Consider the following 26,603-nt stretch of genomic DNA (forward strand, 5'->3'; position numbering starts at 1 on the left):
GCCAGGCCATAGCGTCACCATGGAAGAAATCGATCTTAAGCAACCCGAGTTTTATATCAACCGCGAGCTGAGCCTGCTCGAATTCAACCGTCGCGTACTGGAACAGGCCAAGGACGAGCGTGTGCCCTTGCTGGAGCGCGTGCGTTTTCTGTGTATCTCCAGCACCAATCTGGATGAGTTTTTCGAGGTGCGCGTCGCCGGGCTGAAGCAAAAGGCCGGGCTGGGCGCTGTGGAGAGCGGGCCGGACAACATGTCGGCGCCCGAGGTGCTGAAAGAGGTCAACCTGCGCGCCCACGATCTGGTCGATGAGCAGTACCGCGTCCTCAACGACATCATGTTTCCGCTGTTGGAACAGCAGGGCATTCGCTTCATCCGGCGCGATGATTGGAATACCTCGCAAAAGCGTTGGCTGCGCAGGTTCTTTAACGATTCACTGCACCCGGTGTTGAGCCCCATGGGGCTGGACCCGGCCCATCCCTTTCCGCGCATCCTCAATAAGAGCCTCAACTTTATCGTCGCACTCACCGGCAAGGACGCCTTCGGCCGCAACAGCGGCCTGGCGGTGATCTCGGCGCCGCGCTCCCTGCCGCGGGTGATCCAGTTGCCTGCCGACGAGACCGACAGCGGGCCCTACGATTTCGTGTTTCTCTCCTCGGTAATGCACGCCTTCGCCGACGTGCTGTTCCACGGCATGAAGGTGGAGGGCCTGTATCAGTTCCGCGTCACGCGCAACAGCGAGCTGTTCGTTGACGAAGAGGAAATCGACGACCTGTTGCGCGCCGTTGAGGGCGAGCTGCTGACGCGCAACTACGGTGACCTGGTGCGCCTGGAGGTGGCCCACAACTGTCCCCAGGAACTGGTCAAGTTTCTCGAGGACCAGTTCGTGTTGGCGGATACTGACGTCTATCAAGTCAATGGCCCGGTCAATCTCAACCGGCTGGCCGAGGTCTGCGATCTGGTCGACCGCCCCGATCTAAAGTATCCCTCGTTCACGCCGCGCCTGCCGCAGCAGCTGGCCAGCAAGGACGTCTTCAAGGCCCTGGTCAAGCGCGATGTCTTGCTGCATCTGCCGTTTGAATCCTTTCTGCCGGTGATCGATTTTCTGCGCCAGGCGGCGGAGGATGCGCATGTGCTGGCCATTAAGCAGACCCTGTATCGCACCGGGCCGCAGTCGGCCGTGGTCGACGCCCTGGTGGCCGCCGCCCACGCCGGCAAGGAAGTGACGGTGGTCATCGAGCTGATGGCCCGTTTCGACGAAGAGGCCAATGTCGCCCTGGCCGCGCGCCTGCAGCGTGCCGGCGCCCACGTGGTCTACGGCGTAGTGGGGTACAAGACGCATGCCAAGATGATCCTGGTGGTGCGCCGTGAAGGCAAGCGCCTGCGTCACTACGTGCATCTGGGCACGGGTAATTATCATCCACGCACCGCGCGTATTTATACCGATTACGGTTTAATGACCTGCAACAAGGCTATCGGTCAGGATGTGCAAAAGGTCTTCAACCAGCTCACCAGCCTGGGCAAAGTGGCCAAGCTCAACCGACTGTTGCATTCACCCTTCACCATGCACCAGGCCATGTTGGATAAGATCGAGCGCGAGATCGTTCACGCCGGCGCAGGCGGGGGCGGGCGCATTATCGTCAAGGTCAACGCCGTGATCGATCCGCAATTGATCCAGGCCTTGTACCGCGCCTCGCAGGTAGGGGTGGAGATCGATTTGATCGTGCGCGGCATGTGCCGTTTGCGCCCCGGTATTCCCGGCGTTTCGGACAACATTCGGGTGCGCTCGGTGATCGGCCGCTTTCTGGAGCACACGCGGGTATTCTATTTCGCCAACGGCGGTGAAGAGGAAGTGTATGCCTCCAGCGCCGATTGGATGGAGCGCAACATGTTTCGCCGCGTGGAGGTCTGCTTCCCCATCGAGAACAAGACGCTGCGCGAGCGCGTCAAGCAAGACCTGGCCTGGTACCTGAAGGATAATACCCAGGCCTGGATGCTCAGCGCCGACGGCAGTTACGCCCTGCCGCAGATGGACGAGGGGGAAGAACCCTTCTCGGCCCAGCAGGCCCTGCTCAATGAATTGGCGGAGAGTTAAGAAGCGCTTAGCTTTGGGCTTCCTGGCACAGGCGTAGTTCAAATCCCGCATTGGCCAGGAAGCACTTTTCCTGTTCCAGGTCCGCCTGGGTGAGGGGGTGTTGTTGCAGCCAGGTGTCGTCCAGGCACAGTTCAAGGCTGGTTTTGTTGCTGAGTTTCAGCGTGAACGCGGGCAGAGGGGTGTCGCTGCGGCCGCGATGCAGGATCACCGCCAGACGTAAAATCACCGACAATCGTTTGACCGGTTTGCTGATGCGCTTGGGGAGTTCCTTGTAGAGTTTGAGTGGCGGTTTGCGCCGTTGGCTGCGCACGATGGCGGCGAGAAAGCGCTGCTCCTGTTGGGAAAATCCTGCCAGGTCGGAGTGTTCAATAATGTAGGCGGCGTGATGGTGATGACGGTTGTGGGCGATATCCAGGCCGATTTCGTGTAACTCCGCGGCCCAGCCCAGCCACTGTTCGGCCTCTTGGTAATCCAGCCCCCACTCGAGCGTCACCTGCTGCAGGGCATCGAGGGCGGTTTGTTTAACTCGCTGCGCCTGCCCGGCGTCGGCATGGTAGCGCTGCGCCAGATGGGCGATGCTGGAGTCGCGCACGTCCTGGTCTTGCAAACGACCGATGAGGTCGTGCAGCAGGCCCTCGCGCAGGGCGCGGTCCGAGACCTCCATCTCCTTGATGTCCAAGGCCTCGAAGGTGGCCAGCAGGACGATGGCGCCGCCGATAAACACGGGCGCGCGCTCATCGGCCAGCCCGTCCAGTTTAATCTTGTCGACACTGTCGAAGCTGCCCAGTTTCTCGATCAGTTTTTTCAGGCCGTCCAGGGTGATGGTGTCGCCGCTCCAGCCGGCGGCGCCGAGCACCTTGCTCACTGAGCGGATGGTGCCGGAGGCGCCGATGGCCTGATCCCAGCCCACTTTCAAAAAACCGCTGACATGCGGTTCCAACTCGGTGAGGGCGAAGATGCGCGCCCTGTCGATGCGCTTGGGTGTGATGCCGCCGTCGGGGAAGAAATTGCGGCTGACAGTGACACAGCCCATTTCCATGCTTTCCATGTACACCGGGCCCCTGTCGTCGCCGATGATGAGTTCGGTGCTGCCGCCGCCGATGTCCATCACCAGGCGGCGTTGACCCGTCACCGCCAGGCTGTGGGCGACGCCGCGATAGATCAGGCGCGCCTCTTCCACCCCGGAGATGATGTCGATGGGATGGCCCAAGGCCTCTTCCGCTCGCGCCAGGAAGGTGTATGAGTTGTTGGCGTTACGCAGGGTGTTGGTGCCCACGGCGCGCACGCTGCCGGGCGGGAAGTCGGCCAGGCGTTGGCCGAATTTACGCAGGCACTCCAGTGCCTGCTCCTGGGTCGCCGCATCGATGTTGTTGTCGGCATCGATGCCGCTGGCCAGGCGGATGGCATCGCGGATACGGTCGATCACCGCGACCTGGCCGTCCTGGATGCGCGCCACGATCATGTGAAAACTGTTGGAGCCAAGGTCGATGGCGGCGGCGGTGTCGGGAGTCGCTCTTGATCTGGGCACGGTAGGCGTCGCGTCGCTGTGATTATGTTGCTGGCAGTGTACCGGCTTTTCTGTGTTCAGGTAAACACAGCGCCAACGCCTAAAAAATGATGCGGTTAAGCTCCTGCCACAGGGCGCCATAGGCCTGGGCGGCGCGACTGGCCGGGGCGATGCAGGCGGGTTGGCGCGCCACGCCCATGCGTTCAATCTCGCTGATGTAGGGGATGCGCGCGCTCAGGAACAGGGTCAGTGTCTGCGGCGGTTGTTCGATGATCAGGCGATGCATCTGGCGGCGCCTGTCGACCATGGAGAAAAAGGGGTGCAGGCGGTCCGTGGGCAGGTCTTCATTGCGGAAATGGTCATAGATCTGTTTCAGCGTGCGCAGCGACAGGGTGGTGGGGATGGTCGGGATAAGCAACATGTCGGCGGCGCGAAAAATATTTTCCGACACCAGCGAGATGCTCGGTGCGCAGTCGATGAACACCAGATCGTAGTCGTCACTCAGGGCTTGCAGCAGCTTGGCGATGCGGCGGGTCGGGTGCTTGCGCGCTTCCAGTATCAGATCCAGGTTGCGACTGGAGAAATCCGCCGGCAGCAGATCGAGCATGGCATAGTCGGTGCCTTTAATATGGTCGTCCAGGTCGCCCTTGGGTTTGACAAGGCGATCCACGCCGCCCTTGACCTTGGCCTTGATGCGAAAATAATAACTGGCCGCTGCCTGCGGATCCATGTCCCACAGCAGGGTGCGGTAGCCGCTGCGGGCGCTGAGGTAGGCCAGGTTGACGGCGCTGGCGGTCTTGCCCACGCCGCCCTTGATATTGTAGAGGGCGATGGTCTTCATGGGTTAAACAGCGCTTTGAAACTTTGCCGGTGCGGCTTGCTGTTGAATTGGGTAAAGCGCTCATGGAACGCCTGGCGCTGACCTTGCTGCTGGACGTTGAGGTTGGCAATAAGCGTGTCGAGCGCGTGGGCGGTGGTCTGCGGCAGGCGCCCCTGTTCGTGCATGGCCTCCCGCAAGCGGGCGAAGAAATCGATATGCACGTGAATGTCCTGATACTCCCCCAGGTTGTCCTGCAAATGCTTGAGGATGGCGATGAGCTGCTTGAGTTTTTTTCTGGCATAGAGCGTGCGGAAGAATTCCATCAGGTAACGCAGCTTCTTGCAGCTCTTGCGCAGGGTGTGCAGGTCCTCCGGCGCTGACGCGGCGGTGATCGCCTTGCCCTGTTTCAGCACCTTTTTGTAGCTTTTCCAGATGCGCTCGTCCGCCACCTGTGCCAATGGCCGTTTGGCGTTGGCCAGGCGTGTGTTGGCCGGCACCGGTGTTTCCAAAAACCTGCGCCAGCCTTGGTAGAAGCGGGCGTGGCTGTTTGAGCGCAAATGGCGACACACATTTTTGTAGGCCGTGCGGCGTTGTTCCCGGATGAAGGCCAGGGCCGGCTCGAGATCGTCCTGCAGGGTGTTCGGCAGCAGCGTGCGATAGTCATCGAAGTTAAGCAGCATCACATCCAGATCGCGCAAGGGGGTGGTGATCCGGCCCAGCTGGGCCAGCTGGCGTTTGGCGCGTGCCAGCGCGCGTTGCGGCACGGTGCCCGGCAGCTGTCCCAACAACGTGCGGCTGCGCCGCACCGCGATGCGATAGTCATGCAGAAACTCGCTGTCGATGTCCTTGATCACGCCGTCTTCGTTGCGACGCATGACGCCCAGGAAAAATGCCAGCAAGCGTTTCATCTGCGCGTCGCTGCGTGCCTGGCCGTCTAACACGATATCCGCCTTGCTGTTGTAGCTTGTGTCTATGTCGAGACGCTTGAGCAGCAGTTGCAGCGCGCCTTGTGGGGTCGCCTCTAGTGAGGGTTCGTGTTTCAGCTGGGCGCTTATTCGTTTGTTGTCCGTGTCATAGCCTTTGATGGGGGTGTGAAACAACAGCTTGAGCGCCTGGCCGGCGGCGCCCGGGTTGATTTGTTCGATGCAGATCACAGCGGTGGTCTTGGCCTGGGCGTTGAGTTGCCGCAGGCATTGTTGTGTCACCGTGGCTTTTATGTGCGGCAGCAGGGCGCGCACATCGAGGATGGGTCTAAGCAGGCTTGCCAGGCGGGAGCGGCCCAGTTCGTCGACAAAACGGGGCAGTTTGGCGCTGTGCAGTTGGGTGATGAATGTCAGGTCGCGCAGGCGCAACAGTTGCAGCGAGATCGCATCGTCGCGGTGCTCGGCCTGCAGGCAGTAGCCCTTGTTGAGCAGGCGCCAGTCGAAGCTGTCCAGGTAGTCGCGTCTGAAACGCTGTCGTGGTTCCTCGCTCAGGCTGAGGGTTTGGCCAAGCTGATGGGCCAGCGTTGAAGCGCCGCTCTTCGGATTGATGAGGTAGCCGTAAGACGGCATGTATTCAGTGCTCCTGCGGTGACTGAAAAGGCCCAGTCTAGCAGGCGCAGGGTGTGAAAATTATGACAATTGTGACAGTCGCTAGCGCTAATCGATCTCGCCGGGGCGAATGATTTGCTGCAGCTTGCCGCACTCGGCGGTGAGTTGTTGCCAGTCGTCCGGCAGGCCGATCTGGGCCAAAGTGGCGGTGGCCATCAGCTTGCCCTTTTTGGAGCGCGGCAGGTTAGGGCCGCAGAGATAGGTGAGCAGCTCGTCCAGGCCGGGGTTGTGGCCCACCAGCATGATGTCGTCCATATCCTGCGGACAATGCGCCGCCACCTCCAGCAAGGTGGAAACGTCGGCCAGGTATAAGCGTTCGTCGAAATGGACCAGGGTGTCAGGGATGTCCAGGTGTTGCCGCAGCCCCTGCACCGTATCCAGCGCCCGCCGGGCCGGGGAGCTGACTATCCATTCCGGCTGAATGTGGGCCTCCTTCATCCAGCGCCCCATGCGTTCAGCGGCCTTGTGCCCGCGTGCATTGAGCGGACGATCGAAATCCGGCAGGTCGTTGGACCAGTCCGACTTGGCGTGGCGGAACAGCAGCAGGGTCTTCATGTGGCGATGTCCGGCTCAGGTCTCGGCGGGACGGGTAAAATAGGTCCCGCGGCACTTGGGGCAGGGCGGGATGTGACCGGCTGCGTGAAAGTGCAGCTCCTCGCCGCAATCCATGCAGGCCAGCAGGCCCGGGCCGGTGATCTCGCCGGTGCGGTACTCGGTGGCCTCGGCCAGCTGCTCCTGGAAGTCGAGCATGTCCAGCTTGGCCTGGTCGGCCACGCTCAGGAACATGTCGAATAGCTGGTTTTCGATCAGATTGAGATCAATGCGCAGCCAGTCTTTGAATTCCTGCGCCTCGTCGCCGGCCAGGTATTCACCGGCGTCCTGCAGGTCGCGGCGTAGATAATCGCCGATCTGCACCGCCTCCTCGCGGCTCAGCTCGCCCAACTCCACGGCCCGCTCCTCGGCGTTCTCGATGGCCTGGCGCAGGCGCGGCGCGGCGGCCTTCTCCGCCTTGCCCAGGGTCTTTTTGACCCGGCGCATCATCTGGTTATAGGCATGAACCTGCTTTTCATTGTGCTGGCTTTCTTCGCTCATGATGCGTGTCCTTCTTTGTATATGCTTATTCATTAGTGTTGGCCGTGGGCGGGAAAAGTGCAAGCGCCCATGGTGAGCTATGTATGTAAGAAAAGCCCGCCTTACGGTACCATATACCCCTTTCCGACCCATCCAATTGAAGAAATAGAGCTAATGATGGACGCGCACTATTCGCCCGCCGACGTAGAACAGGCAGCCCAAGACTACTGGGAGAAAAATCAGAGCTTTAGCGTCAGCGAGGAACCCTCCAAGGAGAAGTACTACTGCCTCTCCATGTTCCCCTATCCCAGCGGCCGGCTGCACATGGGGCATGTGCGCAACTATACCATCGGCGACGTCATCACCCGTTTCCAGCGCATGCAGGGCAAGAACGTGCTGCAGCCCATGGGCTGGGACGCCTTCGGCCTGCCCGCCGAAAACGCCGCCATCAAGAACAATGTCGCCCCGGCCAAGTGGACGCGCGAAAACATCGACTATATGCGCGGCCAGCTGAAACGCCTCGGTTTCGGCTATGACTGGAACCGCGAATTGGCCACCTGCGACCCGGACTACTACAAGTGGGAGCAGTGGCTGTTCACTAAATTGTTCGAAAAGGGGCTGGTCTACAAAAAGACCGCCGCGGTCAACTGGTGCCCCAACGACCAGACCGTGCTGGCCAACGAACAGGTCATCGACGGCTGTTGCTGGCGCTGCGATACCGTGGTGGAGCGCAAGGAGATCCCGCAATACTTTATGCGGATCACCGCCTACGCCGACGAGTTGCTGAATGATCTGGATCAGCTCGACGGCTGGCCCGAGCAGGTGCGCACCATGCAGCGCAACTGGATCGGCCGCTCGGAAGGGGTGGAGATCGCCTTCGACGTGGCCGGCCATGACGACACCCTGCGCGTCTTCACCACCCGCCCCGACACCCTCATGGGTGTCACCTATGTGGCCGTGGCCGCCGAGCACCCCTTGGCCCTGCAGGCCGCTCAGGAACACCCCGAACTGGCCGCCTTCATCGCGGAGTGCAAAAAGACCGGCACCGCCGAGGCCGAGCTGGAGACCATGGAGAAGCGCGGCATCGACACCGGCCTGAAGGCGATCCACCCCGTCAGCGGTGAAGAGGTGCCTGTCTGGGTCGCCAACTTCGTGCTCATGGGCTACGGCACCGGCGCCGTGATGTCGGTGCCCGCCCACGACCAGCGTGACTGGGAGTTCGCCAAAAAATACGGCCTGACCATCAAGCAGGTCATCGCGCCGCTCGCCGATGCGGAGATTAAAGAGTGTATCAACACGGCCCGCGGCAAAGTGACCACGGTCATGGACGTCGATCTGGAGCAGCAGGCCTTTACCGAGAAAGGCGTGTTGATCGACTCCGGCGACTTCAGTGGCATGTCATCCCGCGACGCCTTCGACGCCATCTCGGAATTTCTCAGCAGCAAGGGCAAGGGCAAGAAAAAGACCACCTACCGCCTGCGCGACTGGGGCGTGTCGCGCCAGCGTTACTGGGGCGCGCCCATTCCCATCATCAACTGCGGTGCCTGCGGCGAAGTGCCGGTGCCCGAAGACCAACTGCCGGTGGCGCTGCCGGAGGATGTCGCCCTCGACGGCGTGCGCTCACCCCTCAAGGCCGATCCCGGATGGCGCCAGACCACCTGCCCCAAATGCGGCGGCGCCGCCGAGCGCGAGACCGACACCTTCGACACCTTCATGGAGTCGAGCTGGTATTACGCCCGTTACTGTTGCGCCGACAACGACCAAGCCATGTTGGACGAGCGTGCGGCTTATTGGCTGCCGGTGGATCAGTACATCGGCGGCATCGAGCACGCCATCCTGCATCTGCTCTACGCCCGCTTCTATAACAAGCTTATGAGAGACGCCGGGCTGATCGGCAACGCAGAGCCGTTCAATAATCTGCTCACCCAGGGCATGGTGCTCAAAGACGGCGCCAAGATGTCCAAGTCCAAGGGCAATACCGTCGATCCGCAGGCGCTGATCCAGCAATACGGCGCCGACACCGCGCGCCTGTTCATGATGTTCGCCGCGCCGCCGGAGCAATCCCTGGAATGGTCCGACTCCGGTGTGGAAGGGGCCTCACGCTTTTTGAAAAAGATCTGGAACTTCGCCCAAAGCAACCAGGCCGCCCTGGGCGCCGCTAAGTCCTTCGATGCAAGTGCTGCGGACAAACAGCAACAGGCCGCGCGTCGCGAGGTCCACGAAGTGCTGAAACAGGCCCTGTTCGATTTCGGCAAACAACAATTCAACACGGTCGTCGCGGCCTGCATGAAGATTATGAATGTATTGTCGACAGCGAATGAGGGCGGCGCGCGTGAGGCCTTGATCAATGAGGGTTTCAGCATCCTGCTGCGCCTGCTGTCACCCATCGCCCCCCATATCACTCACGTGTTGTGGCGCGAGCTGGGCTACGGTGACGACATCCTTACCGCCCCCTGGCCCGAGGTGGATGAGGGCGCCTTGGTGCGCGACGCCATCGAGCTGGTGGTGCAGGTCAACGGTAAGTTGCGCGCCAAGATCGACGTCGCCGCGGATGCTGACAAAGACGCCATCGAGGCTGCGGCCCTGGCCGATGAAAACGTGCAGCGTTTCACCGCAGGCAAGCAGATCGCCAAGTTGATCGTGGTGCCCGGCAAACTGGTGAACATCGTTGTCAAAGGCTGATCGCATGTTCCCCCTGTTTCCCCGGGGCGTGGTGGCCGCCATCCTGGTGCTGGGTCTGAGCGCCTGCGGCTGGCATCTGCGCGGTTCCCAAACCATGGATGTGAGCCTGCCGCCGGTCTATCTGGAATTCCACAACGCCAGCGCCGAGCTGCGCCGTGATCTGAATCAGACCTTGGCGTCAGCCCAAGTGAACGTCGTCAACCAAGCGGCGCAGGCCGGGTTGTTGCTCACCATTCACAATGAGCAGCGCGGTCGTCGCGTGCTGGCGGTGGACAGCAGCGGCCGGGTGAGTGAATACGAACTGCAATACACGCTCACGTTCTCCGCGCGCGATCGCGGCGGCAAGGTGCTCATCCCACAAGACAGCATCGTGCAGCAACGTGATTACCGCTTCGACGAAAGCCAGGTGCTGGCCAAGGGCGAAGAAGAGAAAAAACTGTTCGACTTCATGCGGCGCATGTCCATCCAGGCATTGTTGCGGCGTTTGCATGCCTTGGACATCGGCGCAGAGGCCGACACACCCACGCAAGCTGAAGCAGAGTCCAGTAATGCAAATTAAGCCGGAACAGCTTAACGCCCAGCTCAAGCGCGGCTTGGCATCCATCTATTTCGTCAGCGGCGACGAAGCACTGCTGGTGCAGGAGGCCTGCGACGCCATCCGCGCCGCCGCGCGCCAGGCCGGTTGCAGCGAGCGCGAGGTGCATCACGTGGAAGGCGGCTTCGACTGGCAGGGCTTTGTGCAATCCGGCGACGCCATGTCCCTGTTCGCCGAGCGCAAACTGATCGAATTGCGCCTGCCCACCGGCAAGCCTGGCGACGCCGGCAGCAAGGCCTTGCAGGCCTACGCCGCGCGCCCGTCCGAAGACAATATCCTGTTGATTATTTCCGGCAAGCTCGAGGCCAATGCGCGCAAGAGCAAATGGTACAAGGCCCTGGATCAGGCCGGCGCCCTGGTCACTATCTGGCCCATGGATCTTAAACAACTGCCCGGCTGGGCCATGCGCCGCATGCAAGACAAAGGCCTGCAACCCAGCCAGGAGGCGGTGGCGCTCTTGGTGGAGCGGGTCGAAGGCAACCTGCTCGCCTGTGCCCAGGAGATCGAAAAACTATTGTTGCTACACGGCCCCGGTCCTATAGATATCGATCAAGTCGCCGCCGGCGTCACCGACAGCTCGCGCTTTGACATCTATAAACTGGTCGACGCCGCCCTGCAGGGCGATCCTGTGCGCACCACACGCATCATCAACGGCCTGCGCGGCGAAGGCGTGGAGCCGGTGCTGGTGCTCTGGGCACTGAGCCGCGAGATCCGTGCCATGGCCGGTATGGCCTTCGAAATCTCCCGGGGCGAGCGCGGCGAACAGGTGCTGGCCAAGCACCGTGTCTGGGAAAAACGCAAACCCCTGGTGCGCGCCGGACTCAAACGCCATTCCCTGGCCCAATGGCAGGACATGCTCGAGCGCTGCGCCGAGATCGACGCCATGATCAAGCGTGGCCGCGCGGGCAATGTGTGGGATGAATTCCTGGCCTTGAGTGTGTGCTTGGGCGGTGCCGAGTTGTTTCGCAGGGTGGGGCATGCCGTGTAGTGCACTGGCCGGGGACAGTGTTGCTGGCGCATTCGTCAGATTAAAGTCAGCGAACGACTGTCGGGCCGGCAGTATTTTCTAACGTACAGGGGCGCGTTACCGCCGGACGATCTGGTTGGACGGCGTTTGGCGCTGCCGCGGCTATTATTAGCCGTCCACGCTGCGCACGAATTCGATAAATTCATGACCGTCTCGCTGAAGCGGCTTGAAGCATTGCGTCAGCGGTGGCGTAGCCGGGACCGTAGTAAACGGTTTAGGCGGCCGTGACAGCGACTTCTATGCCCAGCAATATCACATAGGGGTATGCGGCCGCGGGGCGTAAGGTGTTGAGCATACATTCTTTCAGTAGGGCGCTGATCCCGGGGCGCGCGCCCTGCCGACTGGAGTAGAATTGCATGCCGGGCTGGTCTTCCGGCAGTTCTAACAATTTTTCCACCGTCAGCAGGCGCTGGGTGGTACGTGCTTGAATGGTTCGCCAAAAACCTTCCTGAAACCACAAGACCAACAAAAACAACACGGCCAGCGACAGGTCCAAGCCCAGCTTGAGTGAGAACAGGCAGACCAATACGGCGGCTAGTTTGATGAGCAGGCTGTAGCGATCGTAGCGGTCGTGTTCCCGGTGCAGGGTTCTCCACTCCTGACTGAGCAGATAGTGTGGGGTAACGTGCATCCGCAATACTCCTCGAATGGTTTGAGACTGCATCCATCCATTGAGAGCAATAAGTAGACCCGCTGTCGGCTATTACCCTACTTATTGCCGATATCTCCCTAGTGCCGACAGGGTTCAAAGGCGCACGCATTAATTACGCCAGAATTGCCAGTCCAGTTAAAACAGTCGCTTATATGGCACAGAGCGTGCGCAGGGTTCAAAAGTGTAAAAAATTACGACGCCTGAACGGCGGCCGGCGAGCGGGTTTTGCCGCGCATTGATCGTGGCCAGTGGCAGCTGCGAGCGCGGGAGCTGGTTTCCAATCTATTGCTGGGTCGGGATTCGGTCAAAGCGCGTGGGCGGAACCTTGTTGCTGTGCTCAATGCGGCGCCGGCCATGCGTTTATTGCGGGCGGTTCCGTCGCTTGTCTTGTTGCGTGCTGAGCGGCTGCGTCTCACGCCCGAATCGTTTCGCGTCATCCGCGCAGCCCGGGCCGGCAGTGTCTGCGGACCGGGGAAACGCCCACCGTTCGGCGTGGATCGGCCCCGCGGGGACAAGTGTACCCCGGAGTTGCTAAAATACCCTCTTCGCCCTTTGGGGTTGTCGAACACTTTTTTGTTGGGCGGTGTGCTTGCCCGGCCCAGCCGAGGATTGGAATTGAACCATGAGTGATATCGAACAGTACATGACCCAGGTCGGCCGCCAGGCCCGCGGCGCGGCGCGTGCCATGAGCCGCGCCGCTACCGCCGCCAAGGATGCGGCGCTGCGCGCCATCGCCGCCGCCATCGAGGCGCAGCAGGCCGAGCTGCTGGAGGCGAATAATAAGGACATGCAGGCCGGTCGTGATGACGGTCTGGATGCGGCCCTGCTGGACCGGTTGGAATTGAACGAGGCGCGCATCGCCGGCATGGCCGAGGGGCTGCGCCAGATCGCCGCGCTGCCCGATCCGGTGGGCGGCATCAGTGACTTGAGCTACCGCCCCTCCGGCATCCAGGTGGGCAAGATGCGCGTGCCCCTGGGGGTGCTGGGCATCATCTATGAATCGCGTCCCAATGTCACCGCCGATGCCGCCGGCTTGGCGCTGAAATCGGGCAATGCAGCGATTCTGCGCGGCGGATCCGAGGCCCTGCACTCCAACCAGGCCATCGCCCGGTGCGTCCATGCCGGGCTGGAGAAGGCCGGTCTGCCGGCCGCCGCGGTGCAAGTGCTGGAGACCGTCGACCGCGCTGCAGTAGGCAAGCTGATCACCATGCCGGAATATGTGGACGTCATCATCCCGCGCGGCGGCAAGGGCCTGATCGAGCGCATCAGCGCCGAGGCGCGCGTGCCGGTGATCAAGCACCTGCACGGTGTCTGTCATGTCTATCTGGACGACGAGGCCGATCTGGAAAAGGCGATCCAGATCGCTTTCAACGCCAAGACCCACCGCTACGGCGTGTGCAACGCCATGGAGACCCTGCTGGTGGCCGAGGGCATCGCCGAGCGGGTGCTGCCCGAGTTGAGCGGCATGTATCTGGAGAAGGGTGTGGAGCTGCGCGGTTGTCAGACCACCTGCCGTCTGGTGCCCGCCGCCAAGCCGGCCACGCAGGAGGACTGGGATACAGAGTACCTGGCACCCATTCTGTCGATCCGTGTGGTCAAGGACGTGGACGAGGCCATCGATCACATCGCGGCCCACAGCTCCAGCCATACCGAGTCCATCGTCACCGAGAATTACACTCGGGCGCGCCGTTTTCTGCGCGAGGTGGATTCCTCGTCGGTGATGGTCAACGCCTCCACCCGCTTCGCCGACGGTTTTGAATACGGCCTGGGGGCGGAGATCGGCATCAGCACCGATAAGTTCCACGTGCGCGGCCCGGTGGGATTGGAGGGGCTGACCTCACAGAAGTACGTGGTTCTGGGTGAGGGCCAGATCCGCCAGTGATCGCGCTTTTCGGCGGCACCTTCGATCCGGTCCACTACGGCCATTTGCGCCCGCTGCTGGAGGTGAAGCAGGCACTCGCCCTGAATCAGGTACGGCTGATCCCCGCCTTTATTCCGCCCCATCGCGATACACCGGGCGCCGAGGTGACACATCGCTTGGCCATGCTGCGCTTAGGGGTGGCGCAGGTGCCCGGTTTCGTCATCGACGAGCGCGAGCTACGGCGCGGCGGCCGCTCCTACTCGGTGGACACGTTGCAATCCCTGCGCGACGAGATCGGCGCGGCGACGCCGCTGTGTCTGATCATGGGGCTGGACGCCTTCGCCGGTTTGGCGAGCTGGCATGAATGGCAACGTTTGACCGAGTTGGCCCATTTGGTGATCGCTCAGCGCCCCGGCGCCGAGCTGCCCGGCAGCGGTCCGGTGGCCGAATTGATGGCCACCGCGCGTGCGCGACACGCCGCTGAGTTGCAACAACAGCCGGCGGGTAAACTCTGGTTTCAGGAGGTCACTCAACTGGAAATCTCCGCCACCGCCATTCGCGCAGAGCGCGCGCGGGGCGGCGATATACGTTTCTTAGTGCCGGACAGTGTGCGGCAATACATAGAGACCCGAGGGCTCTATCAACACCAAGAGGGTTAAATGAAAGAAGAAGAGATCAAGAACCTGGCCGTCACGGCCCTGGAGGATATGAAGGCGGTCAATCTGGTGGTGCTCGATGTGCGCGGCAAGTCCAGTGTCACCGATTTCATGATTATCGTCAGCGGTACCTCGGACCGTCACGTCAAGGCCATGGCCAATAATGTGGCGGTGGAACTGAAAAAGGCCGGGGTCAAACCGCTGGGCGTGGAGGGCGATAAAGTGGGTGAATGGGTGCTGGTGGACCTGGCCGATGTCATCGTGCATATCATGCTGCCCGATGTGCGCGACTTCTATCAGCTGGAAAAGCTGTGGGAGGCCGGTTCCATCGACGAAATCGCCGAGTTGCGTCCCAACTCCCAATCCTAGCCCGCATTTCATGCATATTCACCTCATCGCCGTCGGGCAGAAAATGCCCGCCTGGGTCAAGCAGGGCTATGAGGAATACGCCAAACGCCTGCCGCAAAGTTTCAGTCTAAAGCTTACCGAAATCGCCCCGGGCCAGCGCAGCAAACGCAGCGATCCCCGGCGGGCGATTGAGGAAGAAGGTGCCAAAATCATCAATGCCATTCCCGCGCCTGCCCACGTCATCGCCCTGGACGAGGGCGGCAAGCAATGGACCACCCTGCATCTGGCCGAACAGATGCAGGGCTGGATGCAGGACGGCCGTGACATCGCCCTGCTGGTGGGCGGGGCCGATGGTTTGTCACATGGATGTAAACAGCGTGCCGAGCAACGTTGGGCCTTATCGAAATTGACCCTGCCGCACCCGCTGGTGCGCGTGCTTCTCGCCGAACAGTTGTATCGTGCCTGGAGCGTTACCCAGGGCCATCCCTATCATCGCGAGTAGTGGGTCTGTTATTCCACAGCTGCGCCGCGCCGAATGGCGATGCGGGTCATGATCGGGCCGATGATCTCGAAGAATATGGTGCTGCTGATCACCACCGACAACAATACCTGACGATATTCGGGAAACTCAGCGGCGGCCATTAAGGCCATGCCCATGGCGGCACCCGCCTGCGGTAACATCGCCATCCCCATCCAGCGTCGTGTGCCCTGATCGGCACTGCAAAGATAAGCGCCGAAGCCGGCGCCGCCGATCTTGCCGACAGCGCGGAATACACAATAGATGACACCGATCAAGGCGATCTCTTTGACGTGGGAAAGATTCAACGACGCACCCGCCAACACGAAAAAGATCGCCATCAACGGCCATTCGACTCCCTCGATGGCGTGAAAGGGATATTCATGGTGCTTGGCCAGATTGGTGATGGTTGCGCCCAGCACCATGGCGGCGATCAAAAACGAGACTTCCAGCCATAAGGCCAAGCCACCGCAAACAAACACTACGCCCAGGGCCTCGGTCAACATCGGTTGTCCGGGTTTAATCCGGCCGGTGAGATAGGCGGCGGGTAAGCCAACAGTGAGTCCGAGCACAACCGCGCCGCCGATCTCGTGTACGGCCGCCAAGACAAACGAGTATTCGTCGCCAGAGCCGTTAAGCACGGTGACAGTCGCCATGCCCAGGCTGAACAGGATCAGGCCCCAGCCGTCGTCCAGGCTGACGATGGCGAACAGTATTTTGGAAAAATTGCCTCGGTATCCCGATTCAATCGCAGTGTCCACCGTGGCCGCGGGATCGGTGGCCGAGGCGATACAGCCCAGCAATATGGCGATTTCCAGAGGCATTCCGAATGCGATCAAGGCCAGGCTGACAATCATGGTGGTGACTATGGCGGCGCTGATGGAGATAGAAAGGATCTTTTTGCCCGACTGCTGAAATGTCTTCTTGGTCAGCATGCCGCCCATTAAAAATCCGACCATCAGCAGCGTCATGTTGGTGATGATTTCAAAGCGCGCACTGAAAAATTCCGGAATGAGATCGAAGCCCTCTTCGCCGATTACGATGCCGAAGATAAGCAATAGGGTGATGCGCGGTAAAAAGGTGTGACGTCCCAGCGCGTCGGTTGCCAAGCCCGCGAGCAGGATTGCGCCGATCGCCAATAAAAACTGTGTGCCGGTTTCCATGTCTAGTGTCAGTATATTGACCGTCTTTGCGGCGACTCAAGCATAAATTTGCACGAAGGTTATCGCCGTGTGTTTGTGGTTTTTAATGCTTGTCTGAAATTTATTGCGACTTTGCGTGCTTGGATGTTTTTAATTTTTTGAACCCTGGTCTAATATTCTCGCAGGTGGGGTCGATGATGAGTTGGATGATGGCATGAGCAGTTCTTTTTGCATTCATCTATCATTTGAAACTAAAATGAGTCCGCACTCTTTTTGAAGCAAATAAAATGGAGAATTTTTAATGGTAAAAAGAGCAACGAAAAAGAAGGCGCGTACTGCTCGTGCCAAGGCACGTCGTAAGCCAACGGTATCAGTTGCGAAGATTCTTAATGAAATGCCGATCGACGCCGAGCACAAAAAGGCGATCACCGCAGCAAGCCGTGCGGTAAAGGCTCAGGAGCGAGCCAATGCTGCGCTGGCCAAGGCGACTGCCAAAAAGGATGCTGAAGACGCGCGCGTGAAAAAGGCCGCTGCGGCAGCCAAGAGCAAGAAGACCGCCGCAGCCAAGAATGCCGTGGCCAGAGCCCGCGCGGCCAAATCCAAGGCCATTGAAGCGGTCAAGACCGCCAGGGCATCCGTAACCGAGGCCAATGCCGCGGTCAAGGACGCCATGTCGGCCATTGATACCATCAAGAAGAAAGAGGCGGCCAAGGAGAAGGCCGTGGCCAGTTTCCTGGCGAAATGGGAAAAGGCCTACAATCGTAGTGCTGCCGCTGCTGCCAAGAAAAAGAGCCGTCGTAAGAAAAAGACGCGTCGTAAGAAAAAGGCTTAAAGCCGTCCCGACGACAAGCAGCCCGGCTTAGGGCTGCTGGAAAAAGGCCCGCGGTACGGGCCTTTTTTTTGTTGTTACATCCGGCCAAGGGCTGAGATGCCGGTGATTGAAGCTGACGATGGACTCTCGAGAATGTCGATCAACCGGACAATCACACACTGTTCACGCCCTTGGCCTGGCGCGCTTCAAGCGGGTCTTCGCGCCCGTATGCGTGCGCTTGACTCAACGCGCAGCGATATACAGCTACCCCTTTACCAAAAGCACAAGCGCTCCAGCGCGGCGCCTAGGAGCGCGAATCATGCGTCTGCTCGCGCGCCCCTGGTGAGAAATGCGGGCTAAGCGCCGCAAACTGATATAATTGCCCGACAAATTTAGCGATAAATCAGATGGGCGTCTGCATGAACACAAAAAATAAACCGCTGGTGGGAATCATTATGGGCTCGACCTCGGATTGGGACACCATGCGCCACGCCGCCGAGGCCTTGGAGCAGTTAGGGATTCCGCACGAGGTGGAGGTGGTCTCCGCGCACCGCACGCCGGACAAGTTATTTCAATATGCCGAGGCCGCCGAACACCGGGGTATCGAAGTGATTATCGCCGGTGCCGGCGGCGCCGCCCATCTGCCCGGCATGGTGGCGGCCAAGACGGTGGTGCCGGTGCTGGGCGTGCCGGTGCAATCCAAGGCGCTCAACGGCATGGACTCGCTGCTGTCGATCGCGCAAATGCCGGCCGGGATTCCGGTGGGGACCTTGGCCATCGGCAGGGCCGGTGCCGCCAATGCCGCCTTGCTGGCGGCGGCCATGCTGGGCAATAAGTATCCCGAGTATCGCGATGCCTTGAAGCGGTTTCGCACGGCCCAGACGGATAAGGTATTGGCCAAGCCCGATCCGCGGGAGCAGGATTGATGGTGGTTGGAATTCTCGGCGGCGGTCAGTTGGCGCGCATGCTGGCGCTGGCCGGTTATCCGCTGGGGCTGAACTTTATCGTGTTGGACCCGGCGCCGGATGTCTGCGCCGCGCCCGTGGCCGAGCACATGCAGGGCGATTATGACGATCAGGCCTTGTTGGCCGAATTGGCGCAACAGGCCGACATCGTCACCTATGAATTCGAGAATGTGCCGGCACAGGCGGTGGCCTATCTCGCCGACAAGGTGGCGGTGTATCCGCCGCCACAGGCCTTGGCGGCGGCACAGGATCGGCTCAATGAAAAGACGCTGTTTCGCCGTCTGGGTGTCGACACCCCGGATTTCGTTGCGGTCAACAGCCTTGAAGAATTACAACAAGCCATGGATCAGGTGGGCTGGCCGGCTGTGGTCAAGACGCGCACCCAGGGCTATGACGGCAAGGGTCAGGCGATTTTGAAACGGCCCGACGATCTGGCGCCGGCTTGGCAATCCCTGGGCGGCGTGCCCGCCATTGTCGAAGCCTTCGTACCCTTCGCGCGTGAAGTTTCGATTATCGCCGTGCGCAGCACCACGGCCGAAGTGGTGTGTTATCCGCTCACCGAGAATAGTCATCGTGACGGCGTTTTGCGCCTCTCCATTGCCCGGCCCGACGACCCGATGCAGGGCCAGGCGGCGAGTTACGCCGCACGCCTGATGAAGGAACTGGACTATGTCGGTGTGCTGGCCCTGGAATTGTTTCAGGCCGATAATCGCCTGTTGGCCAATGAGTTTGCGCCGCGGGTGCATAACTCCGGGCACTGGACCCAGGACGGCGCCGCGACCTGTCAGTTTGAGAATCATTTGCGCGCCGTGCTGGGTTTGCCGCTGGGGTCGACGGACGCCGTCGGCCATAGCGCCATGGTCAACCTGGTCGGTACCATTCCGGCGCAGGCGGACGTGCTGGTCAACAGCCACGCTCACCTGCACCTCTATGGCAAGGCGCCGCGTCCCGGGCGCAAGGTCGGTCATATCAATTTGTGCGCCGAAAGCCGCGCCGCACTGGAGGCCGGGCTCAAACGCGTCCTCGCGCTGGCCGGGGAATAAAAACCGCGTTGTTATTGCGCTAGGCGGCGGGCTGTGACAGCCGCTGGATTGTGTCTAAGCTTGTAGTCAGACACATCCGGATGACGCCATGGAAGCCCATAGTTTCTTTCTCCACCTGCTGTTGGTTCTGCTGACGGCGCGTATCTTCGCCGAGTTGGCGACGCGTCTGAAATCGCCCTCGGTGATCGGTGAGTTGCTCGCCGGTGTGGTGCTGGGGCCGAGCCTTCTGGGTTGGGTCGACCCGGTGCAGGCGATCCGTTTGTTGGCCGAGATCGGCATCATTCTGTTGTTGTTCGAAGTGGGCTTGAACACCGATGTGCGACGCCTGATTCACAGCGGTAATGAGTCGGTGGTGGTGGCCCTGGCCGGGTTCCTGTTGCCGCTGGCGCTGGGCTTCGTGCTTGCGGTCGTTGTGTTCGACTTGCCGTCCTTGGTGGCCTTGTTTATTGGCGGTACCCTGACGGCCACCAGCATCGGCATTACCGTGCGCGTGTTGACGGACTTGGGTCGGCAGCAGTCGCGCGAGGGTCAGGTGGTGTTGGGCGCGGCTGTGCTCGACGACATCATGGGCGTCATCCTGCTGGCCTTGCTGTATGAATTCTCCCTCGGCGGCGGCGTCAGTCTGACCAACGTGGGCAAGGTGTTTATCTTCGTGGCCGCCTTTTTCGTCATGGCGCCCATCGCCGCCAAGCTGATTTCCCTGGTGATCCGTCACTTCGACGGCGTGACGGGATTGCCCGGCCTGATTCCCACCACCATCGTTTCGCTAGTGCTGTTTTTCGCCTGGCTGGCCCACACCATGGGTGCGCCTGAATTGTTGGGCGGCTTTGCCGCGGGCTTGGCGCTGTCGCGGCGCTTCTTTCTGCCCTTCGGTATCGCGCTGCGCACCGATCCCCAGTTCGCCGCCAAGATCGAGGCACAGATGAAACCCATTATTCAACTGTTCACGCCGATCTTTTTTGTCATGGTGGGGCTGTCGCTGAATCTGCATGAGATCGATTGGGGCTCGCCGTTTATCTGGGCCTTTTCCGGTTCCATGCTGGTGGTGGCGGTGCTCGGCAAGATGATCGGTGTCCTGGCGATTAAGGAGTCCTGGCCGCTGCGCTGGATGATCGGCACTGCCATGGTGCCGCGCGGTGAAGTGGGCTTGATCTTTGCGGAGTTGGGGCGCGTCAGCGGTATCTATTCCGCCGAGGTCTATGCCGGTCTGGTGATCGTGATTGCCTTGACCACCTTGCTGCCGCCCTTGGTGATGAAGTGGGCCTACACCCGCCTGGCCAGATACTATTAATCCGGCAATCGAATCGGTCGTGCTGAGCTGGTCGATTGGCGCCCGGTAAAACCTGGTGCAGAGTGTGCGTCTGCTGGAGTTTGCCGGGCGCCCATTGACTGAAGGCCAATGGCGGCACAGTGCTGTGCCTCGTATTAACCGCTTTTCTTTTTTCTGGCGCGCGGATGGGCCTTGTCGTAGACGCTGGCCAGGTGTTGAAAGTCGACATGGGTATAGATCTGGGTGGTGCTGATATCGGCGTGGCCGAGCAACTCCTGCACCGCGCGCAGATCGCCGGAGGATTCCAGTAAATGACTGGCAAAGGAGTGCCGCAGCATGTGTGGATGTACGTGTTTGTCCAGGCCCTGTTTCACTGCCCACTGACGCATGCGTTCCTGGATGGCGCGCGCCGACAGGCGTTTGCCGTGGCGGCTGAGGAATATCGCCGTTTCGCCTTGCGCCGCCAGCTCGGCCCGGCGTTTGTACCACTGTCGCAGGGCTTCCAAGGCGAAGCGGCCGATGGGGGCGATGCGGGTCTTGGCGCCCTTACCGGTGATGCGCACGGTCTGGTCGGCTAGATCGATATCGTTCAAGTCGAGAGCGGCCAGTTCACTGAGGCGCAAGCCGGAGGAGTACATCAATTCCATGATGGCCCAGTCGCGCCGGCTGAGGACGTCGTCGGATTTGATGTCCAGTAGCCGGGCCATCTGATCGACATCGAGCAGGTCCGGCAGGGCTCGCTGTTGCTTGGGTGCGCTCACCGAGGCGGCGGGATTGAGGCGCGCCAGGCCTTCGCGTTGCAGATAGTTGTAGAAGGAGCGGATGGCCGACAGGCAGCGCTGCAGGCTGCGTCCCGCCAGGCCGTTGCGGCGCAGTCGCGCGACGAATGCGCGGATATGATGATCGCGCAGCTCCTGCCAGTCGCCGATTAGCTGTTCGCGGCAGTATTCACTGAGCTTGTTGAGATCGCGGCGATAGTTGCTGAGGGTGTGGGGCGAGACGCGCCGTTCATGTTGCAGATAGGCGAGGAAATCATCGATCAGCCCGGGGTCGGGCTGAGCGGTGGCGCTGTCATCATTTGTTGTCGGCGACATAGGGGCGGATGGCGCGACTCAGGATTTCGCCCAGGTTGCTGAGAAACAGGGTGCCCATGTTGGTGTGAAAACGGCGTTCATCATGGCTGCCGATAGCGAGGATGCCGAGATAGTTGCAGCCCCGCGCAGAGCAATGCTCGCCGCCCAGCGGGATCAGAGCGGTGGATTTGATCTGCTCGGCGACCTCGCCGAACATGTAGCCCAGTTGTTCCGGCTTGAGTGCGCCGCAGACCGGTTTTTCGTGGCCCAGGATTTGTCTGAAGCCGTCCAGGCGCGGATCGTCCATCGGTACGAAGATGGTCTGCATGAGGTCGTTGTCCGCGTCGATGTCGGCCTGCGCCGTGTCGACGAACAGCTTGACGGTGACCGCGTCGGCGCCGAATTCGCCGCGCAGACTGTCGTCCAGGGCGATGTAAATCTCGTTCAGGCTGTCGGCGTCCATCACCGCCAGGGTCAGAGTGTGCATGCGTTCGTTGAGCTGATCGTTGTCACGGGCGATCTGGATCAGATTTTCCAGCTGGGTCTTGAGCTTCAGATTCTGCTCACGCAGGGTGGTGATCTGACGCTCGATCAGCGACACCGCGCCGCTGAGCTGATGACTGATGTTGAGCTCGGCCAGCACGTCCGGATTTTGTTCGAAAAATTCCGGATTCTGGTGCAGATATTCGGCAATGGTTTCGGCGTCGATCATGGCGGGACCTTGGGGCTGGGAATTCTGCTTGCTGCTCATATTTCTATACTTCCTTCAAAAACGTAAGTGGCGGGGCCTGTCATCCAGACGGGCTGATGGTCGCCCAGCCAGCGTATCAATAGTTGTCCGCCGGGCAAATCGACGTTTACCGTGTCGTCCAGTTCGCCCAGGCGATGGCCGACGACTGTGGCGGCGCAGGCGCCGGTGCCGCAGGCCAGCGTCTCGCCGGCGCCGCGCTCGTAGACACGCAGGCGGATATGGTCGCGCGCCAGGATCTGCATGAAACCGACATTCACCCCGCGGGGAAAGGCGGCATGAGCGCTGATGGCCGGCCCCAGCAGTGACACGGGCGCGGTATCCACATCCTTGACCTGTAACACGGCGTGGGGATTGCCCATGGATATGGCGCCGATGCGGATCTCTTGGTCTTTAATTTTGAGCGTATAGCTGTCCTGCGGGCCGTCGGCGTCAAAGGGCAGGCTGGCGGGATCGAACTTGGGGGCGCCCATATTGACGGTTACCTGGCCGTCCTGTTCCAGACGCGGATAGATGATGCCGGTCTTGGTCTCGACGGCGATTTCGTCTTTGTGGGTGAGTTGGCGGTCGCGCACGAAGCGGGCGAAGCAGCGCGCGCCGTTGCCGCATTGTTCCACTTCGCCGCCGTCGGCGTTGAAGATGCGATAGCCGAAGTCCGCCTCGCCGGTGAGCGCCTTTTGCACCAGCAACAGTTGGTCGCAGCCGACGCCGAAATGACGGTCGGCGATACGGCGGATCTGCTCGGGGCTGAGTTTGACCGTCTGGTTTATGGCATCGATGACTACGAAGTCGTTGCCCAGGCCGTGCATTTTCGTGAAATTGAGGCGTTGCATTCGGCCAGTTTAGCACGTAAATCAGGAATATAGATGTGTTTTGCCGTGCCGCCCCGGTGTCAGGGGAGGTTCAATTTCCGGCCGAATTGACTAGGATTATGAATATCGATGGAGTCAATGAAGCCACAACCTAAGGAGGCAGCAATGGCCCTAAGTAATGAACAACTTCAACAACTGAAGCAGCGGCTGGAGACGCGCCTGGCCGAGTTGCGGCAGATCATCAGCGATGCACTGGCTGCCGCCGGCCATGATCAATTGGTCGGGCAGGTGCGTGATAGCGGTGATGAAGCCCTGGTGGAACTGTTGTCCGGGGTGGACATGGCCATTGCTGAAATCGATACCCAGGAGTTAATGGATATTCGCGCCGCGTTGGATCGCATGGAGACGGGTCAGTATGGCCGGTGCATCGATTGCGGCGGGGAGATCGCGCCGGCGCGGCTCCAGAGCCAGCCAGCCGCCAGCCGTTGTATCGAGTGTCAGGAGGTCTTCGAGTCCCGCCACCGGCGCGCGACACCGAGCTTGTGAAGCGATCCGCCGGGGCGCTGCGCGGCCCGGCGGGTTCGGCGTCATTTAGAAGTGCGGTTTTTCAGGCGCGGCATTGAAGCGCTCGATGCTGGAGATGATCTCGGCCTTGGCCTCTTCGGCATCGCCCCAACCGTCGATCTTGACCCACTTGCCGCTTTCCAGATCTTTGTAGTGTTCGAAGAAGTGAGCGATCTGGCTCAACAGCTGTTTGGGCATGTCCTCGATGTCTTTGATGTGATCATAGCGATCGGTGAGTTTGCCCTGCGGCACCGCCAAGACTTTGGCATCTACCCCTGATTCGTCGGTCATTTTCAATACACCGATGGGGCGCACGCGGATGACGGAGCCGCTGATCAGCGCATGGGGGGTGATCACCAGCATGTCGACCGGGTCGCCGTCTTCGGACAGAGTGTGGGGCACATAGCCGTAGTTGCAGGGATAGAACATGGCGGTGGCCATGAAGCGGTCGACGAACATGGCGCCGGTGTCTTTATCGACTTCGTATTTTACCGGGTCGCTATGGGCGGGGATTTCGATAATGACGTTGACGTTGTTAGGGATATCTTTCCCCGAATCCACTCTGTCCAGATTCATTTTTCTTCCTCACTTGTCCACAAAAGGCGCACATTATATATGGAGTGGCCGCCTTGCGCTAATAGGCAGGCGTGCTATCTATATATACGAACAAATTATATTGAGCGCAATTTCACCGGCCTCAAGGGGCTTTGTATAGATAAGAGGGAGGTTTTATGGCAGTGGTCGAACTGTTACCCCCGTTATTGGGCGGGGTGGGATTGTGGGTGGCCTATAGGCTCTACCGCGACGTGCTCAAATGGCCGGCGGGGGAGGGCAAGGTGCAGGAGATCGGCGATGCCATCCACGAGGGGGCGATGGTGTTCCTCAAGCGCGAATATGTCACGCTTGCCATCTTCGCCGCGATCGTGACCCTGTTTTTGTTGTTCACCCTGGGCGTTGGCACCGCCTTCGCCTTTGTCGTCGGCGCGCTGGCCTCGGCCAGTGCCGGCTATATCGGCATGTATTCCGCCACTCAGGCCAACGTGCGGACCACCACTGCGGCCCATACCCAGGGGGTGGCGCAGGCCTTGAGTGTGGCGTTTTCCGGCGGCTCCATCATGGGGCTGGCGGTGGCCTCTGTCGGCTTGCTGGGTTTGGGGTTTCTCTATCTGATCTTCGGCGGTGATCCGGAAACCGCTCACATGATCCACGGTTTCGGCATGGGGGCCTCGAGCGTGGCGCTGTTTGCGCGTGTGGGCGGTGGCATCTATACCAAGAGCGCCGATGTGGGCGCCGACCTGGTGGGCAAGCTGGAGGCCGGCATCCCCGAAGACGATCCGCGCAACCCGGGTGTGATCGCCGACAATGTGGGGGATAACGTAGGCGATGTGGCCGGCATGGGTTCGGATATCTTCGAATCGTATTGCGGCGCCATGATCGCCACGATTGCCATGGCCTCAACGCTAAGTATGAATCTGGTGGCCGAATTGGGCGAGCGTCAGGATCTGATGTTCTTGCCCCTGGCCCTTTCCTCGGCCGGCTTGCTCTGTTCCATCGGCGGCATCTATCTGGTGCGCGCCTCCTCCCGCAAGCCGGCGCAGACCGCCTTGCGTATCGGTACACTTGGCGCCGCCGCGGCCTTCATTGTCGTTGCATTGCTGGTGGTGTTGATGCTGGGGATTTCGGCCGCGGTATGGGGTGCGGTACTGGCGGGCGCGCTGGGGGGTATGGTGATCGGGCTGGTGACCGAGTATTACACCGGCGGCGCGCCGGTGCGGCATATCGCCCGTTCGGGCGAGACCGGTCCGGCCACGGTGATGATTAGCGGCTTGGCAACGGGCATGCGCTCCACCTTGATCCCGGTCCTCACTCTCTTCATGATCATCTTCATCTCCACCGAGTTGTGCGGCCTGTACGGTGTCGGCATCGCCGCAGTGGGTATGCTGGCCACCGTGGGCATCACCATGGCCATCGACGCCTACGGTCCGGTGGCGGACAATGCCGGCGGCATCGCTGAGATGAGCGAGCTGGGCCCCGAGACGCGCAAGATCACCGACAGTCTGGATGAGCTGGGCAATACCACGGCAGCCATCGGTAAGGGCTTCGCCATCGGTGCCGCCGCCCTGGCGGCCTTGGCCATCATTGCCGCCTTCACTCAGGAGATTACCCGGCACGTGGCGGATTTCAGTCTGGCGTTGGATAACCCGCGTGTCTTGATGGGTATGTTTCTCGGCGCGGGATTCCCGTTTCTGGTCTCGGCCCTGACCATGACCGCCGTGGGTGACGCCGCCTTCGACATGATCCATGAAATCCGGCGCCAGTTTCGCGAAATCCCGGGGCTGCTTGAGGGGACCGGCAAGCCGGACAGCGCCCGCTGTGTGGATATCGCCACTAAGGCGGCGCTGAAAAAGATGGTCCTACCCGGTGTCTTGGCTGTCGCGGCGCCCATCGTAGTAGGGTTCACCTTCGGTCCGGAAACATTGGGCGGTATGCTCGGCGGCGCCTTGGTGAGCGGTGTGTTGCTGGCCCTGACCATGGCCAACGCCGGCGGCGCCTGGGATAACGCCAAGAAATATGTCGAGAAGGGCGAGCTGGGCGGCAAGGGCTCGGATGTACACAAGGCCTGCGTGGTCGGCGATACCGTCGGCGATCCATTCAAGGATACCTCCGGGCCTTCCATGAATATCCTAATCAACGTGCTGGCGATCGTGAGTCTGGTAATCGCGCCCTTGTTATAGCCCGCCACAGCCCCTCGACG

25 protein-coding genes are annotated in these 26,603 nt (G+C 60.7%); 14 read left to right on the forward strand and 11 right to left on the reverse strand.

What is annotated here, in order from left to right:
• The first annotated feature begins 19 nt into the window (after nucleotides 1–19).
• Nucleotides 20–2,092 carry a polyphosphate kinase gene (locus Tel_02105; protein ALP52027.1) on the forward strand — a complete coding sequence of 691 codons (2,073 nt, stop codon included), beginning with the start codon at nucleotides 20–22 and terminating at the stop codon, nucleotides 2,090–2,092.
• A gap of 7 nt (nucleotides 2,093–2,099) precedes the next feature.
• On the opposite strand, the gene Tel_02110 is transcribed toward Tel_02105, so the two are convergent.
• The 5 genes from Tel_02110 to Tel_02130 all read right to left on the reverse strand — a co-directional run bounded on the left by Tel_02110 (nucleotide 2,100) and on the right by Tel_02130 (nucleotide 7,103).
• The gene (locus tag Tel_02110; protein ID ALP52028.1) at nucleotides 2,100–3,620 is read right to left on the reverse strand and encodes a hypothetical protein; all 1,521 of its coding nucleotides are present in this window, start codon (nucleotides 3,618–3,620) and stop codon (nucleotides 2,100–2,102) included.
• A 79-nt stretch (nucleotides 3,621–3,699) separates the two neighbouring features.
• The gene (locus tag Tel_02115; GenBank protein ALP52029.1) at nucleotides 3,700–4,440 is read right to left on the reverse strand and encodes a hypothetical protein; all 741 of its coding nucleotides are present in this window, start codon (nucleotides 4,438–4,440) and stop codon (nucleotides 3,700–3,702) included.
• Nucleotides 4,437–5,972, reverse strand: a complete 1,536-nt coding sequence (locus Tel_02120) for a hypothetical protein (GenBank protein ALP52030.1) — start codon at nucleotides 5,970–5,972, stop codon at nucleotides 4,437–4,439. The genes Tel_02115 and Tel_02120 overlap by 4 nt, the downstream gene beginning before the upstream one ends.
• A gap of 87 nt (nucleotides 5,973–6,059) precedes the next feature.
• Nucleotides 6,060–6,566, reverse strand: a complete 507-nt coding sequence (locus tag Tel_02125; protein ALP52031.1) for a hypothetical protein — start codon at nucleotides 6,564–6,566, stop codon at nucleotides 6,060–6,062.
• Between the two features lie 15 nt (nucleotides 6,567–6,581).
• A complete protein-coding gene (locus Tel_02130; GenBank protein ID ALP52032.1) occupies nucleotides 6,582–7,103 on the reverse strand; it encodes a hypothetical protein in 522 nt (173 codons plus the stop codon).
• Between the two features lie 156 nt (nucleotides 7,104–7,259).
• Here Tel_02130 and leuS point away from each other — a divergent pair, with 156 nt between their 5' ends.
• From leuS to Tel_02145, 3 genes are read left to right on the forward strand one after another with little or no spacing between them, the layout of a single operon-like run.
• A complete protein-coding gene (leuS, locus tag Tel_02135) occupies nucleotides 7,260–9,764 on the forward strand; it encodes a leucine--tRNA ligase (protein ID ALP54702.1) in 2,505 nt (834 codons plus the stop codon).
• Between the two features lie 4 nt (nucleotides 9,765–9,768).
• Complete coding sequence (locus Tel_02140; GenBank protein ALP52033.1) at nucleotides 9,769–10,323, forward strand: hypothetical protein; 555 nt, start codon at nucleotides 9,769–9,771, stop codon at nucleotides 10,321–10,323.
• Complete coding sequence (locus Tel_02145) at nucleotides 10,313–11,347, forward strand: DNA polymerase III subunit delta (GenBank protein ID ALP52034.1); 1,035 nt, start codon at nucleotides 10,313–10,315, stop codon at nucleotides 11,345–11,347. The genes Tel_02140 and Tel_02145 overlap by 11 nt, the downstream gene beginning before the upstream one ends.
• Nucleotides 11,348–11,600: 253 nt before the next feature.
• Here Tel_02145 and Tel_02150 read toward each other — a convergent pair whose 3' ends face one another.
• A complete protein-coding gene (locus tag Tel_02150) occupies nucleotides 11,601–12,017 on the reverse strand; it encodes a hypothetical protein (GenBank protein ID ALP52035.1) in 417 nt (138 codons plus the stop codon).
• A 643-nt stretch (nucleotides 12,018–12,660) separates the two neighbouring features.
• On the opposite strand from Tel_02150, the gene Tel_02155 reads away from it, so the two are divergent.
• The 4 genes from Tel_02155 to Tel_02170 are packed head-to-tail and all read left to right on the forward strand — an operon-like array spanning nucleotide 12,661 to nucleotide 15,405.
• Nucleotides 12,661–13,920 carry a gamma-glutamyl phosphate reductase gene (locus Tel_02155; GenBank protein ALP52036.1) on the forward strand — a complete coding sequence of 420 codons (1,260 nt, stop codon included), beginning with the start codon at nucleotides 12,661–12,663 and terminating at the stop codon, nucleotides 13,918–13,920.
• On the forward strand, nucleotides 13,917–14,558 hold the full coding sequence (locus Tel_02160; protein ALP52037.1) for a nicotinate-nicotinamide nucleotide adenylyltransferase: 642 nt from the start codon (nucleotides 13,917–13,919) through the stop codon (nucleotides 14,556–14,558). The genes Tel_02155 and Tel_02160 overlap by 4 nt, the downstream gene beginning before the upstream one ends.
• On the forward strand, nucleotides 14,559–14,924 hold the full coding sequence (locus tag Tel_02165; GenBank protein ID ALP52038.1) for a hypothetical protein: 366 nt from the start codon (nucleotides 14,559–14,561) through the stop codon (nucleotides 14,922–14,924).
• A gap of 10 nt (nucleotides 14,925–14,934) precedes the next feature.
• The gene (locus Tel_02170) at nucleotides 14,935–15,405 is read left to right on the forward strand and encodes a 50S rRNA methyltransferase (GenBank protein ALP52039.1); all 471 of its coding nucleotides are present in this window, start codon (nucleotides 14,935–14,937) and stop codon (nucleotides 15,403–15,405) included.
• An 8-nt stretch (nucleotides 15,406–15,413) separates the two neighbouring features.
• On the opposite strand, the gene Tel_02175 is transcribed toward Tel_02170, so the two are convergent.
• Nucleotides 15,414–16,583, reverse strand: coding sequence for a sodium:proton antiporter (locus Tel_02175; protein ID ALP52040.1), 1,170 nt, complete (start codon nucleotides 16,581–16,583; stop codon nucleotides 15,414–15,416).
• A 373-nt stretch (nucleotides 16,584–16,956) separates the two neighbouring features.
• On the opposite strand from Tel_02175, the gene Tel_02180 reads away from it, so the two are divergent.
• The 4 genes from Tel_02180 to Tel_02195 all read left to right on the forward strand — a co-directional run bounded on the left by Tel_02180 (nucleotide 16,957) and on the right by Tel_02195 (nucleotide 20,672).
• Nucleotides 16,957–17,394, forward strand: coding sequence for a hypothetical protein (locus Tel_02180; GenBank protein ID ALP52041.1), 438 nt, complete (start codon nucleotides 16,957–16,959; stop codon nucleotides 17,392–17,394).
• A gap of 398 nt (nucleotides 17,395–17,792) precedes the next feature.
• Nucleotides 17,793–18,299 (forward strand): N5-carboxyaminoimidazole ribonucleotide mutase, encoded by a 507-nt coding sequence (locus tag Tel_02185; GenBank protein ALP52042.1) that lies wholly within the window; start codon nucleotides 17,793–17,795, stop codon nucleotides 18,297–18,299.
• The gene (locus tag Tel_02190; protein ID ALP52043.1) at nucleotides 18,299–19,381 is read left to right on the forward strand and encodes a phosphoribosylaminoimidazole carboxylase; all 1,083 of its coding nucleotides are present in this window, start codon (nucleotides 18,299–18,301) and stop codon (nucleotides 19,379–19,381) included. The genes Tel_02185 and Tel_02190 overlap by 1 nt, the downstream gene beginning before the upstream one ends.
• Nucleotides 19,382–19,469: 88 nt before the next feature.
• A complete protein-coding gene (locus tag Tel_02195; GenBank protein ALP52044.1) occupies nucleotides 19,470–20,672 on the forward strand; it encodes a sodium:proton antiporter in 1,203 nt (400 codons plus the stop codon).
• 134 nt (nucleotides 20,673–20,806) lie between these two features.
• Here Tel_02195 and Tel_02200 read toward each other — a convergent pair whose 3' ends face one another.
• From Tel_02200 to Tel_02210, 3 genes are read right to left on the reverse strand one after another with little or no spacing between them, the layout of a single operon-like run.
• The gene (locus tag Tel_02200; GenBank protein ALP52045.1) at nucleotides 20,807–21,745 is read right to left on the reverse strand and encodes a recombinase XerC; all 939 of its coding nucleotides are present in this window, start codon (nucleotides 21,743–21,745) and stop codon (nucleotides 20,807–20,809) included.
• Complete coding sequence (locus Tel_02205) at nucleotides 21,726–22,475, reverse strand: hypothetical protein (GenBank protein ALP52046.1); 750 nt, start codon at nucleotides 22,473–22,475, stop codon at nucleotides 21,726–21,728. Before Tel_02205 ends, Tel_02200 begins: the two co-directional genes overlap by 20 nt.
• Nucleotides 22,472–23,305 (reverse strand): diaminopimelate epimerase, encoded by an 834-nt coding sequence (locus tag Tel_02210; protein ID ALP52047.1) that lies wholly within the window; start codon nucleotides 23,303–23,305, stop codon nucleotides 22,472–22,474. The genes Tel_02205 and Tel_02210 overlap by 4 nt, the downstream gene beginning before the upstream one ends.
• Before the next feature lie 144 nt (nucleotides 23,306–23,449).
• Here Tel_02210 and Tel_02215 point away from each other — a divergent pair, with 144 nt between their 5' ends.
• Nucleotides 23,450–23,830 (forward strand): hypothetical protein, encoded by a 381-nt coding sequence (locus Tel_02215; GenBank protein ALP52048.1) that lies wholly within the window; start codon nucleotides 23,450–23,452, stop codon nucleotides 23,828–23,830.
• A 45-nt stretch (nucleotides 23,831–23,875) separates the two neighbouring features.
• Here the strand turns inward: Tel_02215 and Tel_02220 are convergent, their stop codons facing one another.
• Nucleotides 23,876–24,424 carry an inorganic pyrophosphatase gene (locus tag Tel_02220; GenBank protein ALP52049.1) on the reverse strand — a complete coding sequence of 183 codons (549 nt, stop codon included), beginning with the start codon at nucleotides 24,422–24,424 and terminating at the stop codon, nucleotides 23,876–23,878.
• 155 nt (nucleotides 24,425–24,579) lie between these two features.
• Here Tel_02220 and Tel_02225 point away from each other — a divergent pair, with 155 nt between their 5' ends.
• Entirely contained in the window at nucleotides 24,580–26,583 is a 2,004-nt protein-coding gene (locus Tel_02225; GenBank protein ID ALP52050.1) for a potassium transporter, read from the forward strand.
• The last annotated feature ends 20 nt before the right edge of the window (nucleotides 26,584–26,603 follow it).

The organism is Candidatus Tenderia electrophaga (genome assembly GCA_001447805.1).
In the GTDB taxonomy this organism is placed as follows: domain Bacteria; phylum Pseudomonadota; class Gammaproteobacteria; order Tenderiales; family Tenderiaceae; genus Tenderia; species Tenderia electrophaga.